Annotated in this window: 16 protein-coding genes; 3 read left to right on the forward strand and 13 right to left on the reverse strand. The window is 65.3% G+C overall.

What is annotated here, in order from left to right; genetic code table 11:
* Positions 1 to 6: 6 nt before the first annotated feature.
* The 13 genes from nuoK to ACEVQ6_RS14545 all read right to left on the reverse strand — a co-directional run bounded on the left by nuoK (position 7) and on the right by ACEVQ6_RS14545 (position 11,177).
* Positions 7 to 315 (reverse strand): NADH-quinone oxidoreductase subunit NuoK, encoded by a 309-nt coding sequence (gene nuoK / locus ACEVQ6_RS14485; protein WP_374889713.1) that lies wholly within the window; start codon positions 313 to 315, stop codon positions 7 to 9.
* A 28-nt stretch (positions 316 to 343) separates the two neighbouring features.
* Entirely contained in the window at positions 344 to 958 is a 615-nt protein-coding gene (locus ACEVQ6_RS14490) for an NADH-quinone oxidoreductase subunit J (RefSeq protein ID WP_374889714.1), read from the reverse strand.
* Between the two features lie 137 nt (positions 959 to 1,095).
* The gene (gene nuoI, locus ACEVQ6_RS14495; RefSeq protein WP_374889715.1) at positions 1,096 to 1,587 is read right to left on the reverse strand and encodes an NADH-quinone oxidoreductase subunit NuoI; all 492 of its coding nucleotides are present in this window, start codon (positions 1,585 to 1,587) and stop codon (positions 1,096 to 1,098) included.
* 49 nt (positions 1,588 to 1,636) lie between these two features.
* A complete protein-coding gene (gene nuoH / locus ACEVQ6_RS14500) occupies positions 1,637 to 2,680 on the reverse strand; it encodes an NADH-quinone oxidoreductase subunit NuoH (protein WP_374889716.1) in 1,044 nt (347 codons plus the stop codon).
* A gap of 20 nt (positions 2,681 to 2,700) precedes the next feature.
* Positions 2,701 to 4,776, reverse strand: a complete 2,076-nt coding sequence (nuoG, locus tag ACEVQ6_RS14505; RefSeq protein WP_374889717.1) for an NADH-quinone oxidoreductase subunit NuoG — start codon at positions 4,774 to 4,776, stop codon at positions 2,701 to 2,703.
* 118 nt (positions 4,777 to 4,894) lie between these two features.
* Complete coding sequence (locus ACEVQ6_RS14510) at positions 4,895 to 5,584, reverse strand: NADH:ubiquinone oxidoreductase (protein ID WP_454952164.1); 690 nt, start codon at positions 5,582 to 5,584, stop codon at positions 4,895 to 4,897.
* Positions 5,581 to 6,885, reverse strand: coding sequence for an NADH-quinone oxidoreductase subunit NuoF (gene nuoF / locus ACEVQ6_RS14515; protein ID WP_374889719.1), 1,305 nt, complete (start codon positions 6,883 to 6,885; stop codon positions 5,581 to 5,583). The genes ACEVQ6_RS14510 and nuoF overlap by 4 nt, the downstream gene beginning before the upstream one ends.
* Before the next feature lie 77 nt (positions 6,886 to 6,962).
* Positions 6,963 to 8,090, reverse strand: coding sequence for an NADH-quinone oxidoreductase subunit E (locus ACEVQ6_RS14520; protein WP_374889720.1), 1,128 nt, complete (start codon positions 8,088 to 8,090; stop codon positions 6,963 to 6,965).
* 14 nt (positions 8,091 to 8,104) lie between these two features.
* Positions 8,105 to 8,353: a hypothetical protein gene (locus tag ACEVQ6_RS14525; protein ID WP_374889721.1), complete on the reverse strand. Its 249-nt coding sequence runs from the start codon at positions 8,351 to 8,353 to the stop codon at positions 8,105 to 8,107.
* Complete coding sequence (locus ACEVQ6_RS14530; RefSeq protein WP_374889722.1) at positions 8,350 to 9,540, reverse strand: NADH-quinone oxidoreductase subunit D; 1,191 nt, start codon at positions 9,538 to 9,540, stop codon at positions 8,350 to 8,352. Before ACEVQ6_RS14530 ends, ACEVQ6_RS14525 begins: the two co-directional genes overlap by 4 nt.
* 78 nt (positions 9,541 to 9,618) lie before the next feature.
* A complete protein-coding gene (locus ACEVQ6_RS14535; protein WP_374889723.1) occupies positions 9,619 to 10,221 on the reverse strand; it encodes an NADH-quinone oxidoreductase subunit C in 603 nt (200 codons plus the stop codon).
* Between the two features lie 24 nt (positions 10,222 to 10,245).
* On the reverse strand, positions 10,246 to 10,821 hold the full coding sequence (locus tag ACEVQ6_RS14540) for a NuoB/complex I 20 kDa subunit family protein (protein WP_374889724.1): 576 nt from the start codon (positions 10,819 to 10,821) through the stop codon (positions 10,246 to 10,248).
* Complete coding sequence (locus ACEVQ6_RS14545; protein ID WP_374889725.1) at positions 10,812 to 11,177, reverse strand: NADH-quinone oxidoreductase subunit A; 366 nt, start codon at positions 11,175 to 11,177, stop codon at positions 10,812 to 10,814. The genes ACEVQ6_RS14540 and ACEVQ6_RS14545 overlap by 10 nt, the downstream gene beginning before the upstream one ends.
* Before the next feature lie 407 nt (positions 11,178 to 11,584).
* On the opposite strand from ACEVQ6_RS14545, the gene ACEVQ6_RS14550 reads away from it, so the two are divergent.
* The 3 genes from ACEVQ6_RS14550 (at position 11,585) to ACEVQ6_RS14560 (ending at position 17,840) form a co-directional block, all read left to right on the forward strand.
* The gene (locus ACEVQ6_RS14550) at positions 11,585 to 12,634 is read left to right on the forward strand and encodes a polysaccharide pyruvyl transferase family protein (protein WP_374889726.1); all 1,050 of its coding nucleotides are present in this window, start codon (positions 11,585 to 11,587) and stop codon (positions 12,632 to 12,634) included.
* A 93-nt stretch (positions 12,635 to 12,727) separates the two neighbouring features.
* Positions 12,728 to 13,258 (forward strand): hypothetical protein, encoded by a 531-nt coding sequence (locus ACEVQ6_RS14555; RefSeq protein ID WP_374889727.1) that lies wholly within the window; start codon positions 12,728 to 12,730, stop codon positions 13,256 to 13,258.
* 661 nt (positions 13,259 to 13,919) lie between these two features.
* Positions 13,920 to 17,840, forward strand: coding sequence for a beta strand repeat-containing protein (locus tag ACEVQ6_RS14560; RefSeq protein WP_374889728.1), 3,921 nt, complete (start codon positions 13,920 to 13,922; stop codon positions 17,838 to 17,840).
* Positions 17,841 to 18,092 lie beyond the last annotated feature (252 nt).

The raw sequence follows: 18,092 nt of genomic DNA on the forward strand, positions 1-18,092 counted from the left end.
TGCGGTTCAGCCCTTCATCATGTTGACGTCTTCGACCGCGATCGAGCCGCGGTTGCGATAGAAGACGACGAGAATTGCAAGGCCGATCGCGGCTTCGGCAGCCGCCACCGTCAGGATGAACAGCGCGAAGATCTGGCCGGTGATGTCGTTGAGGAAGGCCGAGAAGGCCACCATGTTGATGTTGACCGCAAGCAGGATCAGTTCGACCGACATCAGGATGACGATGACGTTCCGGCGGTTGAGGAAGATGCCGAAAATGCCAAAGGTGAACAGGATGGCGCTGACGGTCAGATAATGGGAAATGCCGATTTCCATGGGTGTAAGTCCTTGACCTTGCGCTGCCCTAGACGCCCTGACCCGGCTTGACCTTGACCACCTCGACGGCGGTCGCGGGCGTGCGGGCGACCTGGTTTGAAATGTTCTGCCGCTTGATGTTCTCGCGGTGGCGCAGCGTCAGCACGATGGCGCCGATCATCGCCACGAGCAGCACGAGGCCGGCGATCTGGAAGAAGTAGACGTAGTGGGTGTAGAGCACGTCGCCGAGGGCGGCCGTGTTGGTGCGCTCGCTGACCGGCGGGATCGGCATCGACACGCTGCTGGCGATTTCCGGCGAGATCACGCTGCCGCCGACGACGATCACCAGTTCCGCCGCAAGCACGATGCCGATCAGCGCGCCGACCGGCGCGTAGTCCAGCGCCTTCGAGCGCAGTTCCGCGAAGTCGATGTCGAGCATCATGACGACGAAGAGGAAGAGCACCGCCACCGCGCCGACATAGACGACAAGCAGGATCATCGCCAGGAACTCGGCGCCGGTCAGCAGGAACAGGCCGGCGGAGTTGAAGAAGGTGAGGATCAGGAACAGGACCGAATAGACCGGGTTCCGCGACGCGATCACCATGAAGGCCGACGCCACGGCGACGAAGGCGAAAAGATAGAAGAAGAAGACCTGCAGACCCATGATCGGTGCCTTTTCATTCCCTGGGCGAAGCCGGCGGCGCAGCTCGCCGCCAACCCCGCCAAAATCCGGCGGAGCCGATCCGCCGGCGACGTGTCCTGTCTTGCATGCATCCGCGCCTCCAAGGGCGGGAAAGCGTCTCAGCGGTGGGGCGAGTCGATCGCGATGTTGCGCGCGATCTCGCGCTCCCACCGGTCACCGTTCGCGAGCAGCTTGTCCTTGTCGTAATAGAGTTCCTCGCGCGTCTCGACGGAGAACTCGAAGTTCGGCCCCTCGACGATGGCGTCGACCGGGCAGGCCTCCTGGCAGAAGCCGCAATAGATGCACTTCACCATGTCGATGTCGTAGCGCACCGTGCGGCGCGTGCCGTCGTTGCGGCGCGGGCCGGCCTCGATGGTGATCGCCTGCGCGGGACAGATCGCCTCGCACAGCTTGCAGGCGATGCAGCGTTCCTCGCCGTTCGGATAGCGGCGCAGCGCATGCTCGCCGCGGAAGCGCGGGCTGACCGGCCCCTTCTCGAAGGGATAGTTCACCGTCGCCTTCGGCTTGAAGAAATAGCGCATCGACAGGAAGAAGGCGCCGACGAACTCCTTGAGGAACAGCGAGCTGACGGCCTGGGAAAGGCTAGCCATGTTCAGACTCCAGACTTTTCTGCGATGTGGCGAAGCGGGACGGCCGGCATCATGCCCACCCCGTCAGCTTCAGCACGAAGGCGACGATGACGACCATGGCGAGCGACAGCGGCAGGAACACCTTCCAGCCGAGACGCATCAACTGGTCGTAGCGGTAGCGCGGCACGAAGGCCTTCACCATGGCGAACATGAAGAACACCAGCGACGCCTTCAGCACGAACCAGACGATGCCCGGGATCCAGTTGATCACCGGCACGTCGAGCGGCGGCAGCCATCCGCCGAGGAACAGGATCGTCGTCAGCGAGCACATCAGCACGATCGCCGCATATTCGCCGAGCATGAACATCATATACGGCGTCGAGCCGTATTCGACCATGAAGCCGGCGACGAGTTCCGATTCGGCCTCCGGCAGGTCGAAGGGCGGGCGGTTCGTCTCGGCCAGCGCCGAGATGAAGAAGATGACGAACATCGGGAACAGCGCCAGCCAGTGCCAGTCGAGGAAGGAGGCCGGCAGGCCGATCATCGTGCCGAGGCCGTCGGACTGGGCGTTGACGATGTCGGTGAGGTTCAGCGACCCGACGCAGAGCAGGACGGTGACGATGACGAAGCCGATCGAGACTTCGTAGGAGACCATCTGCGCCGCCGAGCGCAGCGCGCCGAGGAACGGATATTTCGAGTTCGACGCCCAGCCGCCCATGATGATGCCATAGACCTCGAGCGAGGAGATGGCGAAGACGTAGAGGATGCCGACATTGATGTCGGCGATCACCCAGTTCTGGTTGAGCGGGATGACCGCCCAGGCGGCGAGCGCCAGCGTCACCGAGACGAGCGGCGCGAGCAGGAAGATCGCCTTGTTGGCGCCGGCCGGGATGATCGGCTCCTTGAAGACGAACTTCAAAAGATCGGCGAAGGACTGGAAAAGGCCCCAGGGTCCCACCACATTCGGTCCACGGCGCAATTGCACGGCGGCCCAGATCTTGCGGTCTGCGAGCAGGATATAGGCGATGAACAGCAGAAGCGCGACCAGCAGCAGGAGCGACTGGCCGACCATGATGATCAGGGGCCACAGAATGGTCGAAAGGAAGTTGTCCATCGTGCCTCAGAGCCCCGCTTTCATTCCGCCGCAGCTTTGAAATTGTTGCGCGCCAGCGCGGAACATTCGGCCATGACGGCGGATGCGCGCGCTATCGGGTTCGTCAAATAGAAGTCTTTGACCGGCGACGCAAACACGGATTTCGTCATCGCACCGGCTTTTTGTGCAAGTGCGGCAATTTCAGCGCTTTCGGCCGGAACGATCTCGTCGAGCGCGGCGAAATGCGGATGGGCCGCATAGAGCGCCGCACGCAATTGCGCCAGCGAATCAAAGGGAAGCCGCTTTCCGACGACATCGGAGAGGGCGCGCAGGATCGCCCAGTCCTCCCGGGCCTCGCCCGGCGCGAAACCGGCGCGATTGCCCATCTGCACCCGGCCTTCCGTGTTGACCCAGGTGCCCGATTTCTCGGTATAGGCCGCGCCCGGCAGGATGACGTCGGCACTCTGCGCGCCGTTGTCGCCATGCGAGCCGATATAGGCGGTGAGCCCGGCATTCTTCGCGGAAAGATCGATCTCGTCGGCGCCGAGCAGGAACAGAACGTCGAGCCCGCCCGTAACCATCCCGGTGGCGTTGAGACCGCCCTCCCCCGGCACGAAGCCGAGGTCGAGCCCGCCGACGCGCGAGGCCGCGGTGTGCAGAACGGCAAAGCCGTTCCACTCGTCCGTCACCGCGCCGACAGCCCCGGCAAGCGCCGCCGCCGTTGCCGCCACACCGGGCACCGCAAGCGCGCCCTGGCCGATCAGGATCAGCGGCCGCTGCGCCTCGGAAAGCCTGGCGAAGAAGCTGCCGTTGCCGGCGGCGAGATCGGCGAGCGTATCGGTGCCGGCGCCAAGATGCTCATAGCCGTAGCGCAGTTCGCCCGCCTCGCCGATGACGCCGACCGGGAATTTTCCGGCGCGCCAGCGCTTGCGGATCCGGGCGTTGAGCACGGCCGCCTCGTAGCGCGGATTGGCGCCGATGATCAGCAGCGCATCGGCCGTCTCGATGCCCTGGATCGTCGGGTTGAACAGGTAGCTGGCGCGGCCGGCGGAGCCGTCCAGGAGGGAACCATCCTGCCGGCAGTCGACATTGACCGAGCCGAGCGACGCCATCAGCGTCTTCAGCGCGAACATTTCCTCGACGGAGGCGAGGTCGCCGGCGATCGCGCCGATTTTCTTGCCGTTCGACGCGGCGACGGCGGCCTTGACGACGCCGAAGGCTTCGGCCCAGGTCGCGGGCTGCAGCCGGCCATCCTTGCGGACGTAAGGCCGGTCGAGGCGCTGCGTCTTCAGGCCGTCCCAGATGAAGCGGGTCTTGTCCGAGATCCACTCCTCGTTGATCTCCTCGTTGAGGCGCGGCATGATGCGCATCACCTCACGGCCGCGCGTGTCGACTCGGATGGCGCTGCCCAGCGCATCCATGACGTCGATCGATTCGGTCTTGCCGAGTTCCCACGGACGGGCATGGAACGCATAGGGCTTCGAGGTCAGCGCGCCGACCGGGCAAAGGTCGACGACATTGCCCTGCAGCTCGGAGGTCATCGCCTGCTCGAGATAGGTGGTGATCTCGGCGTCCTCGCCGCGGCCGATCAGGCCGAGCTCGGCGATCCCGGCCACTTCCGTGGTGAAGCGGACGCAGCGCGTGCAGTGGATGCAGCGGTTCATCACCGTCTTGACCAGCGGGCCGATATACTTGTCCTCGACGGCGCGCTTGTTCTCGCGATAGCGGGTCGAATCGATGCCGAAGGCCATCGCCTGGTCCTGCAGGTCGCATTCGCCGCCCTGGTCGCAGATCGGGCAGTCGAGCGGATGGTTGATCAGCAGGAATTCCATCACGCCTTCGCGGGCCTTCTTGACCATCGGCGTGGTGGTGAAGACCTCCGGCGCCTCGCCGTTCGGGCCGGGGCGCAGGTCGCGCACGCCCATGGCGCAGGAGGCGGCCGGCTTCGGCGGCCCGCCCTTCACCTCGATCAGACACATGCGGCAGTTGCCGGCGACCGAGAGCCGCTCGTGGAAACAGAAACGCGGAACCTCGGCGCCGGCTTCCTCGCATGCCTGCAGCAGCGTGAAATGATCCGGGACCTCGATTTCTCTTCCGTCGACCTTCAGCTTCGCCATGTTCGTACTCGATCCTGTCTGTCGTCCGGCCCTGACAGAAGCCGGCTGTCCATCGTCCGTCGCGCCGCGAGACTGAAGGCCCCGCCAACAGCAGGCCGCAGTGCTTCGCTTCGAGACATCACCTGCCGGTCAGCGCCTTCGCCTGACCGATCCAGTCGTCCTTCACTACCCGTCCGGCCAGGCCGAGCCTTTCGTCGACCGCCGCGGCGTCCGCAGCGCTCCAGCCGGCGATCGTCGCCAGATCGGCGATGCCGATCCCCTTCAGCACCTGCTCGAGCTTCGGCCCGATGCCGCCGATCCGCTTCAGATCCGCCGCCGCCTTGGACGGCGCCCGAGGAGGCCGCGCCTTGGCGACCGGCTTCTCCGGCGCGTCCGCGGCCTTTGTTGCCGCATCCGGCGCCGTCCGAACCGGGACCACCTTCGCCACCGGCATCGGCACCACCACCGCCGCGGCGACCGCCGCCTGGGTGGCGATCTCGACTTCGGCCAGTTCCTCGACGATCTCCTCGACCGTCTCGGCGACCTCGACCGAGGCCTCCGCCGCGCTCTTGCGCATCGTCTCGACCGCGCCCTGAAGGGCGCCGAACAGGCTGCCGGCGATGTGGGACCCGACGCCGAGACCTACGGCCGCCGTGGCGGCGACGAGCGCCGCCGGATGCGCCATCAGCGGGTGGATCGGCATCGCGCCGGACATCCAGGCCCGGATGCCGAAGGGATCGTCCGCCGCCGCGTCAGCCGTCCCGGTCGTGCCGGACGGAAATGCCGAACCTGCCGTCTCCTGCGCTGACGCCGTCATCGCCTCTCCTATTCCGCCGCTTCGAGAACGGCTCCTTCCGAGGTGGAATTGCGTGTGTATTCGTCGATCCGCTTTTCCATCTCGGGGCGGAAATTGCGGATCAGGCCCTGGATCGGCCAGGCGGCCGCGTCGCCGAGCGCGCAGATCGTGTGGCCCTCGATCTGCTTGCTGACGTCGAACAGCATGTCGATCTCGCGCTTCTGCGCCTTGCCGACGACCATGCGCTCCATCACGCGCATCATCCAGCCCGTGCCCTCGCGGCAGGGCGTGCACTGGCCGCAGCTCTCATGTTTGTAGAAAGCCGCGAGACGCCAGATCGCCTTGATGATGTCGGTGGAGCGGTCCATGACGATGACGGCTGCCGTGCCGAAGGACGACTTCACGTCGCGCATGCCGTCGAAGTCCATCGGCGCGTCGAGGATCAGTTCGCCCTTGACCACCGGACAGGACGAGCCGCCCGGAATGACGGCGAGCAGGTTGTCGAAGCCGCCGCGCACGCCGCCGCAATGCTTCTCGATCAGTTCGCGGAAGGGAATGCCCATCGCCTCCTCGACCGTGCAGGGCCGGTTGACGTGGCCGGAGACCATGAACAGCTTGGTGCCGACATTGTTGGGACGGCCGATCGAGGAGAACCAGGCAGCGCCGCGGCGCAGGATGGTCGGGGCGACGGCGATCGACTCGACGTTGTTGACCGTGGTCGGGCAGCCATAAAGGCCCATATTCGCCGGGAACGGCGGCTTCAGGCGCGGCTGACCTTTCTTGCCCTCGAGGCTTTCGAGCAGCGCCGTCTCCTCGCCGCAGATATAGGCGCCGGCGCCGTGATGGACGAAGACGTCCATGTCCCAGCCATGCTTGTTGTTCTTGCCGAGAAGGCCCGCGTCATAGCACTCGTCGATCGCCGCCTGCAGCGCCTCGCGCTCGCGCATGTATTCGCCGCGCACATAGATATAGGCGGCATGCGCGCCCATGGCGAAGCTCGCGATCAGGCAGCCCTCGATCAGCGTGTGCGGATCGTGGCGCATGATGTCGCGATCCTTGCAGGTGCCCGGCTCGGACTCGTCGGCATTGACGACGAGATAGTGCGGACGCCCGTCGCTCTCCTTCGGCATGAAGGACCATTTGAGGCCGGTCGGGAAGCCGGCGCCGCCGCGGCCGCGCAGGCCCGAGGCCTTCATCTCGTTGATGATCCAGTCGCGGCCCTTTTCCAGGATCGCCTTAGTGCCGTCCCAGTGGCCGCGCGCCATGGCGCCGCGAAGGGTCTTCTCCTTCAGGCCGTAAAGGTTGGTGAAGATGCGATCCTGATCGTTCAGCATAGTCTCATTCCGCAGGTTCTTCGACGAAGTCGAAACGTTTCTCGGTGCGGGTCGGCCGCCTGTCGATTCTGTTTCGCCTAGCGCGGCTTCTTGCCGAAGACGCGGATATACTCCGCCTCCCCGCCGCGTGCCAAGGCGTCGGCCTGTCTCAGCCAGTCGTCACGCTCGATCCGGCCCTTGAAATTCAGGTAGCCGTCGACCCATTCGCGCTCGGCCGGAGACCAGCCGGCGATCTGCGCGAAGGTGAAGATGCCGAGCTCGTGCAGGATGCCCTCGATCTTCGGACCGATGCCCGAGATCAGCTTCAGGTCGTCCGGCCTGTCGGGACGGTCGATGCCGGCCGGCCGGTCCTCGTGGTCGAGGGAAGGCTTGCCTTCCGGCGTCCCGGTGACGGGCTCCCCGGCCTTGTCGGCGGTGTCGCCCGAGGCTTCCGCATTCTCGGCCGCCTCTTCCTTGTCGGTCGCCGGGGTCACGACCGCCGGGTTGGTCTCCTCGGCATGGGTGACCGGCTTGGCCGCATTCGAGGGCGGCACCTGCGCCTCGTGCGAACCGGCGGGCGAGGCCGGCGCCGGCTCCTCGACAGGATGCACGGGAAGCTCGCTCGTCAGCGTCGTCAGGCCGCCTTCCGGCGCCGAGACGATCCGGTCGATCTGCGGGCCGGTCTTGACGGAGGCGCCGTTGCCGGCCTCGAACGCATCGATGATCCCGCCCAGCGTATCGACCGTCAGGTCTTCATAGGTGTCCTTGAAGATCACCACCATCGGCGCGTTGACGCAGGCGCCCTGACACTCCACCTCTTCCCAGGAGAGCGTGCCGGCCGCGTTCGGCGTCAGCGGCTCCGCATGGATGCGGCTCTTGCACAGGCGGATCAGATCCTCGGAGCCGCGCAGCATGCAAGGGGTCGTGCCGCAGACCTGCACATGGGCGCGGGTTCCGACCGGCTTCAACTGGAACTGGGTGTAGAAGGTCGCGACCTCGAGGACGCGGATATAGGGCATGTCGAGCATGACCGCGACCGCCTCGATCGCCGCCTTGGTGACCCAGCCGTCCTGTTCCTGCGCCCGCATCAACAGCGGAATGACGGCGGACTGCTGGCGGCCTTCCGGATATTTGCGGATCGTCGCCTCGGCCCACGTCGCATTGTCGTTGCTGAAGGCGAACTTTTCTGGCTGGACGCTGTCATCGGCTAGTCGGCGGACGGACATTCGCTCGTACCCTATCAGTTAATCTTGCCGCAGCGCGACCGCGTCACAGTGACGAACTCGCAGGCATAGGCAGACTTTTCTTTCTGCAGAAACAGGATGGTGTTGGTGCCGTTGGCGCTGGCGGCGCGGATCTCGTAGCCGTCCGACAGCACGTCGCGCAGCGTCCGGCCGCTCGACGACGACTGCGCCGTCACGGTGTCCTGCGCCAGCGCGGGAACGGCCGAGAGGAAAACGGTCGCGGCAAGGACCAGGGCGCGGCTCATCGGTCGACCTCGCCGAAAACGATGTCGAGCGAGCCGAGAATCGCCGAGACGTCGGCGAGCTGGTAGCCGCGACAGATGAAATCCATCGCCTGGAGATGGGCATAGCCCGGTGCGCGGATCTTGCAGCGGTAGGGCTTGTTGGTGCCGTCGGCGACGAGATAGACGCCGAACTCGCCCTTCGGCGCCTCGACGGCCGCGTAAACTTCTCCGGCCGGTACGTGGTAGCCTTCGGTGTAGAGCTTGAAGTGATGGATCAGCGCCTCCATCGACCGCTTCATCTCGCCTCGCTTCGGCGGTACGACCTTGCCGTCGAGCGACGAGACAGGACCGGTCTTGGCGACGCCGAGCAGCCGGTCGACGCACTGGCGCATGATCTTCGCCGATTCGCGCATCTCGATCATGCGGATCAGGTACCGGTCGTAGCAGTCGCCATTCTTGCCGATCGGGATGTCGAAATCGAGGTCGGAATAGCATTCATAGGGCTGCGAACGGCGCAGGTCCCAGGCAACGCCCGAGCCGCGCACCATGACGCCGGAGAAGCCCCAGGCCCAGGCATCCTTGATGTCGACGATGCCGATGTCGACATTGCGCTGCTTGAAGATGCGGTTTTCCGTCAGAAGCGCGTCGATGTCGTCGACAGTCTTGAGGAAAGGATCGATCCACTTGCCGATGTCCTCGACGAGCTGATGCGGCAGGTCCTGATGCACGCCACCTGGGCGGAAATAGGCCGCATGCATGCGCGAGCCCGAGGCACGCTCGTAGAAGACCATCAGCTTCTCGCGCTCCTCGAAACCCCAGAGCGGCGGCGTCAGCGCGCCGACGTCCATCGCCTGGGTGGTGACGTTGAGCAGATGCGACAGGATGCGGCCGATTTCGGAATAGAGCACGCGGATCAACTGGCCGCGGATCGGGATCGTGATGCCGAGCAGCTTTTCGACGGCCAGCGAATAGGCATGCTCCTGGTTCATCGGCGCGACATAGTCGAGGCGGTCGAAATAGGGCAGCGCCTGCAGATAGGTCTTCGTCTCGATCAGCTTCTCGGTGCCGCGATGCAGGAGGCCGATATGGGGATCGACCCGCTCGACGATCTCGCCGTCCAGTTCGAGCACCAGCCGCAGAACGCCGTGCGCCGCCGGATGCTGCGGGCCGAAATTGATGTTGAAGTTGCGGACATTGTGTTCGTTCATTGCGACGCTCCGCGCTCAGGCGCTGACTTCGGTATCGATACGGCCTTCGGGCGCGCGGGCGGTTCCGCGCACCCCGCCTTACTGCTTCGCCTTCTCGTCTCCCGGCAGCACGTAGTCCGTGCCCTCCCAGGGCGAGAGAAAGTCGAAATTGCGGAACTCCTGCTTGAGCTCGACCGGCTCGTAGATGACCCGCTTGGCCTCGTCATCATAGCGCACCTCGACGAAGCCCGTCGTCGGAAAATCTTTGCGCAGCGGATAGCCCTCGAAACCGTAATCGGTGAGGATCCGGCGCAGGTCCGGATGGCCGGTGAAGAGGATGCCGTACATGTCGTAGGCCTCGCGCTCGAACCAGTCGGCGCCCGGGAAGACGCCGGTGATCGACGGCACGGGCTCGTCCTCGGCGCAGGCGAGCTTGACGCGGATGCGCTCGTTCTTCGTCGGCGAGAGGAAGTGGTAGACCACCTCGAAGCGCGACGGGCGCTGCGGATAGTCGGCGCCGCAGACGTCGATGAAGCTGACGAAGCCGAGGCGCGGATCGTCCCTGAGGAACGTCACCAGCTCGACGACGCCGGCGGGTGTCGTCGAGAGCGTCAGCTCGCCATGGGCGATCACCGCGGCCTCGACCAGCGAGGAGCGCGACTCGCGGATATAGGTGGAAAGCTCGTTCAGGGCTTCGCTCATCTGTCCTTGATCCTTCCCCGCGTCTCAGCGCTCGATCGTGCCGGTTCTGCGGATCTTCTTCTGCAGCAGAAGCACGCCGTAAAGCAGCGCCTCCGCCGTGGGGGGACAGCCCGGGACATAGATGTCGACGGGCACGACCCGGTCGCAGCCGCGAACGACCGCATAGGAATAGTGGTAGTAGCCGCCGCCATTGGCGCAGGAGCCCATCGAGATGACGTAGCGCGGCTCGGGCATCTGGTCGTAGACCTTGCGCAATGCCGGCGCCATCTTGTTGGTCAGCGTGCCCGCGACGATCATCACGTCGGACTGGCGCGGGCTGGCGCGCGGCGCGAAGCCGAAACGCTCGACGTCGTAGCGCGGCATCGAGAGCTGCATCATCTCGACGGCACAGCATGCCAGACCAAAGGTCATCCACATCAGCGAGCCGGTGCGGGCCCAGGTGATCAGCTCGTCGGTCGAGGTAACGAGAAAGCCCTTGTCGGCGAGCTCGTTGCTGATCTCGCCGAAGAATGCATCATCGCTGCCGATCGGCCTGCCGTTCGCGTCGACGAGCCCTTTTGCCGCCGGCGCGACGAGGGGGGTGCCGGTTGCTACTCCCATTCGAGTGCTCCCTTCTTCCATTCATAGATGAAGCCGATGGTCAGCACGCCGAGGAAGACCATCATCGACCAGAAGCCGAACCAGCCGATCTCGCCGAAGGAGACCGCCCAGGGAAACAGGAACGCGACTTCGAGATCGAAGATGATGAACAGGATCGACACCAGGTAGAAGCGGATGTCGAACTTCATGCGCGCATCGTCGAAGGCGTTGAAGCCGCACTCGTAGGCCGACAGCTTTTCCGAATCGGGCGCCTTGTAGGCGACGGCGAAGGGCGCGATCAGCAGCGCCACGCCGATCACCAGCGCGATACCGAGAAAGATCGCGATCGGAAGGTAGGAGGCGAGTAGGTCTGTCATTGAATGCATCCCTGCCGGTGGCGGGTCGGGCGACCGTTCGCCGCGCCTGTCGCCGGCCGAAAAGAGTGTGCGACGGCTCGTCGTTAGCGCAGGCCGCGCCTTCGTGCAAGCCTCGGACAGGCTTTTCGCCACCTTGTCGACCCCCGATCTGGGCAGCGCCCCGCTTGGCTATGCCGCAATGCGGTCGCCACTCTGCCGCACTGCGGCATCAACCTCCTAAAACGATTGAACAATTCGTTTCCTCCATAACAATGGTGGAAAGCGGTTCTGCGACTTTCGAGCGCAACGGTGGTGCGGCGCCCCGGGGCATGCTAGGAGAGCGCCGGACCGGAAGGCCGCCCCAGCCGGGCGCGGCCGGATGGCGTCCGAGACACCGTGCCCTCCAGGGATCTTACAAAGACGCTCCGATGACCGAGAACAGACTTGCCGCCTTCGCGCGCGAAAAGGGATATGTGCCGCTCGCCTGGGCCGGCTCCACCTCGACGATGGACTACCTGAATTTCGGCGATGCGCTGAGCCCGGTGATGGTCTCGCTGCTGTCGGGCCTTACCGTGCGACGTATCCCCTCGAAGTCGAAGACGCTGCGCATGGCCTGCGTCGGCACGATCGGCCACGGCTTTGCCGACGGCGAGGTCTGGTTCTGGGGCACCGGCTGCTCGCCCTACAGCAATCCGTCCGCGCCCGCGGCCGAGCGCGTGCCGTTCACGGTGCCGCCGGGATCCGATTTCCGCGTGACCGCGACGCGCGGGCCGCTGTCGGAGGAACTGCTGACCGGCCGCCCGAGCGCCGGCACGGGGGTCTACGGCGATCCCGTCTGGCTGCTGCCGCGCTTCTACGCCCCGAAGGTCGAGAAGACATGGAAGCTCGGCGTCATCCTGCATCTCTCCGAACTCGCAGACCGCGGCTATGTCGCCAGGGTCCGCGACGGCCTGCTGCGCTATGTGATCCCGGAGGAATTCGCCGACAGCGTCCACCTGATTACCACGGTGACGCCGATCGGCACCACGCCGCTCAAGGACAAGGTCGACGAGATCCTCGCCTGCGAGCGGATCGTCTCCACCAGCCTGCACGGCATGGTCATGGCGGAATGCTACGGCATTCCCTGCCTGCACTTCCCGACGAAGCAGGGCGGCCTGATGGATCACGGGCTGGAGGTTTCCGACGGGCTCGACCTGCGCGTCATCGACCTCTATCGCGGCCTCGGCAAGAGCCGCATCCCCGTCTTCGCCCAGCCGCATGGCGCAGCCACCGACTGGCAGGCGGTGATGGATGCCGTCGACCGTGCCTGGACGCCCGTGGCGCTTGATGGCGACCGGCTGATCGAGGCCTTCCCGCTCGACCGCCATCCCCTGTCTGCCCGCGCGGGCGCGACCGTCTGGGACGATCCGGTGCTGCAGGGACTGCAATTGCAGCACGACGTCGCGGAACTCAGGCGGCAGGACAAGCTCGCGCGCTGAGGTCGCGGGACCGCTGGACAGCCGCGGTCAAACCTGTTTTTCTGGGGCCGCCCCTTCCGTCGGGGCTTGCGCCCTGAGACCCGGGAGGATGGCATGGACGTGCGCCGGCTTCGCGATCCCTTCACCGCTCTCGGCGTCGCCTTGCATTTCCTCGGCCAGCGCGCGCCGTTTTCGACCTTCAAGGCCGCCGATCTCGTCTCGACGGTCGACGGGCAGATCCGGCGCGAGCATTATCTGATGGCGCTCGACGGCCAGAAGGTCGCCGGCTATATCGGCTGGGCTCTCTTCGACAACGAGACCGCCGACCGCCTGACCGCGACAGGCGAGCAGCCGTCGAACGATCTCGCGGCAAAATTCGCCAAGGGCGGCGACGCCGTGTGGCTGCTGACCGTCGCCGCGACGCGCACCGATGCCTTACGAAAGCTGCTCGCCGCCGGCCGGAGTCTCTATCCCGGCAAGCGGATCCTCGGTGTCCGCCACGGCGCCGCCAAGGACCATCTCGTGCGCAGCATGACGATCAACCCGCTGGCGGAAAGCCGGCGCAGCACCTTTGCGACGCTTTCCGGCACCGACGACAGCGGCACGAACCGCACGCCGGACGACGGCGACACCACGGACGCCTGACCTCCCCTTCCCCGCAATCTTGTCAGGACGTGCGAGAACCGGCCCAGTTTTCGTCCCCGCAAGCCGCGTCTTCGCGACAGCCGCGACATATTTGCGAAACAATCGGGGCGAAGCTTCGTCCGCATCGGCCGGCGCGATGCACAACACCCAGAAATGAACGCTTTCGGCCGATGGCAACGTACGCACCCCTCTTGCGCCCGGCATGGCGGGGTGTAGCATCGAATGCGAATATAAGAATATTCTGCAACGCCAGAGGAAGGGTTTGGGACGTTGAAGAGTGATCGCGGCCGGACGTGCCGCGACGATATCCCCACGGCACTGGACCGTCTGACGTCGCCAATGCGCCGGCTCGACCGGCGCGGGATTGTCCAGGCCCGGCAGGCGGCTGCCGGGCCTGGTGCATACGACAGGTCTCGATGAGATGCCGGACGATGGTCGCGGTGGCTGACGGAGGGCGCGAAGCGCGTCACCGCCAGGCTGCGGGCGACGACTTCGGCTTGACCACACGCGATCGCCGGGATGCCGGCCGGTGACCGTCCGGGCCGGCCGGCGCCCTGGCAGCAACGACACCTCGCCTTGTGACGGCCACGGCCGCCGGGCGCCTGACCTGCCGATGGGCCCGTGCGGACGCCCGCCGGCGGTGTCCAAAGGGAGAGCAGACATGGCAAGTTTCGGCACCTCGGCACAACACGCCGACTATCTGATCAACGGCTTCTGGGCATGGTCGCGCTACGGCGGATCCGGCGCGCGCGACTGGGCAAGCAACACGATCTCGGTCAATGTCTCGAACCTGACCACGGCCGACCGCGCGCTGGCGGAGACGGCGCTCCAGCTCTGGGCGGATGTCGCCAACGTCACCTTCACCTTCACGACCGGCGCCGCCAACATCACCTATGCCGACCCGAACAACTCGACCCAGGCCGACTGCGCCTATGACGTCAACAACGGCAATCTTTCCAATGCCGTGGTGACGATCGGGCAGAACTACGGCGGCGCGCCGCGCGGCGAGACCTTCATCCACGAGACCGGCCACGCCCTCGGCCTCGGCCATCTCGGCCCCTATAACGGTTCGATGAGCAACAGCGTCTTCACCAACGACACTGTGCAGTGGTCGATCATGTCCTACGGCCGGCAGAACGAGTTCGGCTGGACCGGCAGCGACATCTCCGTCGATTCGCCGGCCATGTCCGACATCCGCGCGGTGCAGCAGATCTACGGCGCCAACACGACGACGCGCAACGGCACGACGACCTACGGCTACAACACCAATGCCGGCGCCACCTACAACTTCGCCACCAATACGACGCCGAACTTTACGATCTACGACACAGGCGGCATCGATACGATCGACGCGTCGGGCTGGAACGGCAACCAGACCATCTCGCTGGTCGCCGGCACGTGGTCGTCGCTGCGCGGCTTCACCAACAATGTCGGCATCTATGAGACCACGACGATCGAGAACGCGATCGGCGGCGGCGGCAACGACACGATCACCGGCAACTCGGCCGCCAACCGGCTCGACGGCAACGGCGGCAACGACACGCTGTCGGGCGCGGCCGGCTCCGATACGCTGAATGGCGGCCTCGGCGACGACACGCTTCTGGGCGGCGACGGCTTCGACACGCTGAATGGCGGCGCCGGCAAGGACTCGCTCCAGGGCGGGGCGAACGACGACACGCTGCGCGGCGGCGACGATGCGGACACGCTCGACGGCGGCGCCGGCAGCGACACCGCCTCCTATTCCGATGCGACCGGCGGCGTGCAGGCCGACATCGGCGGCAAATACGGCAAGGTGACGCTGCCCAACGGCACCATCGTGGCGGACACGTTCATCTCGATCGAGAACCTCGAAGGCTCGAACTTCGCCGACAAGCTGATCGGCGACGGCGCCGCCAACACGCTTTCCGGCCTCAACGGCGATGACGAGCTCTTAGGGGGCGGCGGAAACGATTCGCTCGGCGGCGGAGACGGAAACGACCTGATGAACGGCGGCGAGGGCCAGGACCTCTATGACGGCGGCGCCGGCCTCGACACCGTCACCTATGCAAGCGAGACGGCCGGGATCGACGCGGACCTCGCCAAGGAGCCGACCGCCGGCAAGGTGACGACCAAGTCGAACAATCTGGTTGAGACGCTGATCGATGTCGAGAACATCATCGGCACGAACTTCGCCGACACGATCAAGGGCGACGCGAAAGGCAACGAGCTCTCCGGCGGCGCCGGCGACGACGCGATCGAAGGCCGTGCCGGCAACGACACGCTCGACGGCGGCAACGGCAACGATACGCTGAACGGGGGCGACGGCTCTGATACGGTCACCTATGCCTCGAACGGCGCCGGCGTGCAGGCGAGCCTTGCCACCAACACCGGCAAGACGACGGTCAGCGGCGCGTTCTACACCGACACCTTCGTCTCGGTCGAGAACCTGACCGGTTCGGCCTTCAACGACCAGCTCGAAGGCAACAGCGGCGCCAACACGCTCGTCGGCGGCGCCGGCGACGACATCATCACGGGCGGCGCCGGCCAGGACGCGATGAATGGCGGCGACGGCATCGATACGGTCAATTTCTCCGGTGAAACGGTGGGCGTCTCGGCCGACCTTTCTACGGGCAAGGCAACGATCGGCTCGATCACCGAGACGATCCTCAACTTCGAGAACGTCAACGGCTCGGCCTTCAACGACTCCCTGCGCGGGACCTCCGGCAACAACCGCATTGCCGGTCTTGCCGGCAGCGACACGCTCGATGGCGGCGCAGGCATCGATACGGCAGACTATAGCGAGAAGACCACGTCGATCGTGGTCGCCCTCAACGGCGCGGTCCAGGTGGCCGTCACCGTCAATGGCGCGGCCGAAGACCTGATCGTCAATTTCGAGAATGTGATCGGCGGTTCCGCCGCCGATACACTGACCGGCGACAGCCTCGTCAACGTGCTGACGGGCCAGGGCGGCAACGACATTCTCGACGGCAAGGGCGGCGCCGACACGATGAACGGCGGCCTCGGCAATGACAGCTATTTCGTCGACGATGCCGGCGATGTCGTCATCGACGGCGCCGGCCTCGGCACCGCCGATGTCGTGACGACAACGGTCTCCTATACGCTCGCGGCCGGCGCCGAGATCGAGACGCTGCAGCTTGTGGCCGGCGCCGCCGCTCTCAACCTCACGGGCAACGAGTTCGCCAATGCGCTGATCGGCAATGATGGAGCGAACGTCCTCGACGGCAAGGCCGGCGCCGATACGATGCGCGGCCTCGGCGGCAACGATACCTATTTCGTCGACAATGTCGGCGACAAGGTTCTCGAAGCGTCCGGCGGTGGAACGGATACGGTCAACGCCTCCGTCTCCTTCGCCCTCACGGGGCAGGAGATCGAGCGGCTTGTTCTGACCGGCACCGATGCGATCAACGGCACCGGCAACAGCGGCCGCAACACCATCACCGGCAACGACGCCGCCAACATCATCGACGGCGGCACCAATGCCGACACGATGGCCGGCGGCGGTGGCAACGACATCTATTATGTCGATCACGTCGGCGATCGGGTCCTCGAATCGGCCAACAACGGAACGGACGTCGTGCGTGCCTATATCAGCTTCTCCCTTGCCGGACAGGCGATCGAGAACCTGACGCTCATCGGTACGGCCGCGATCAACGGCACCGGCAACAGTGCTGCAAACGTGCTGACGGGCAACGACGCAGCCAACACTTTGACGGGCGCAGGCGGCAACGACTCTCTGAACGGCAGGGGCGGTGCCGACACGATGATCGGCGGCACGGGCAACGACAGTTACGTCGTCGACAATATCGGCGACCGCGTCGTGGAACTTGCAAACGAAGGCACGGATATCGTCAACGCCTCCGTCAGCTTCTCTCTTGTCGGCCTTGCGGTGGAAAACCTCACCCTGACCGGTGGCGGCAGCATCGACGGGACCGGCAACAGTGCCCGCAACACGATCACCGGCAATGCCGGCGCGAACCTTCTCGACGGCGGCGGCAATGCGGATGTCATGGCCGGCCTCGGCGGCAACGACACCTATATCGTTGACAATGTCGGCGACAGGGTCCTGGAGGCGGCCAACAACGGCACCGACCATGTCAGATCGTCCGTCAGCTTCTCGCTCGCAGGCCAGGCGATCGAAAACCTGACGCTGACCGGCACCGGCGCGACCAGTGCCACCGGCAACAGCGGAGCGAACACGATCGTCGGCAACAATGGTGCCAACGTCATCGACGGCGGCGCGAACGCCGACATCCTCACGGGCGGCGGCGGCGCGGACAGCTTCGCCTTCTCCACGGCGCTCGGCGCGACCAATATCGACCGGATCATGGATTTCTCCGTGGTGGATGACACGATCCGGCTGAGCAAGACCATCTTCAGTGCCCTGGCCCTCGGCGCACTCAACGAGGCAGCCTTCAAGGATGTCTCCGCAGGAGCGATCGATAGCAGCGACCGTATCCTCTACAATAAGACCACGGGCGCGCTTTCCTACGATGCGGATGGCAGCGGCGCCGGCGCGGCATTCCAGTTTGCGATCCTCGACAACAAGGCGGCCATCGGAGCGGCGGATTTCTTCGTCGTCTGACGCACGAACCGAAAAGACGTCCCCGTCGACGGCGGGGACGGGGACGGGGACGGGAGAACGGAGCACTACAGCGTCTCCGTTCCTTCGGCTTCGATCAGATCAAGGATCTAAAGCGTGTCGCGACCTCTCAGATTCGCTCATACGCTCTAGGGTCGAAACCCAATCAAGCAGTTGATGATGTTGCTTATCCATGATTCATTACCTGCGGAGGCAGGAGTGTTTGAGCATGGCAGGTGAATTCTGGCTTGATGA

Origin of the sequence: Ensifer soli (genome assembly GCF_041928815.1) — a bacterium.
Lineage (GTDB): Bacteria > Pseudomonadota > Alphaproteobacteria > Rhizobiales > Rhizobiaceae > JBHFEI01.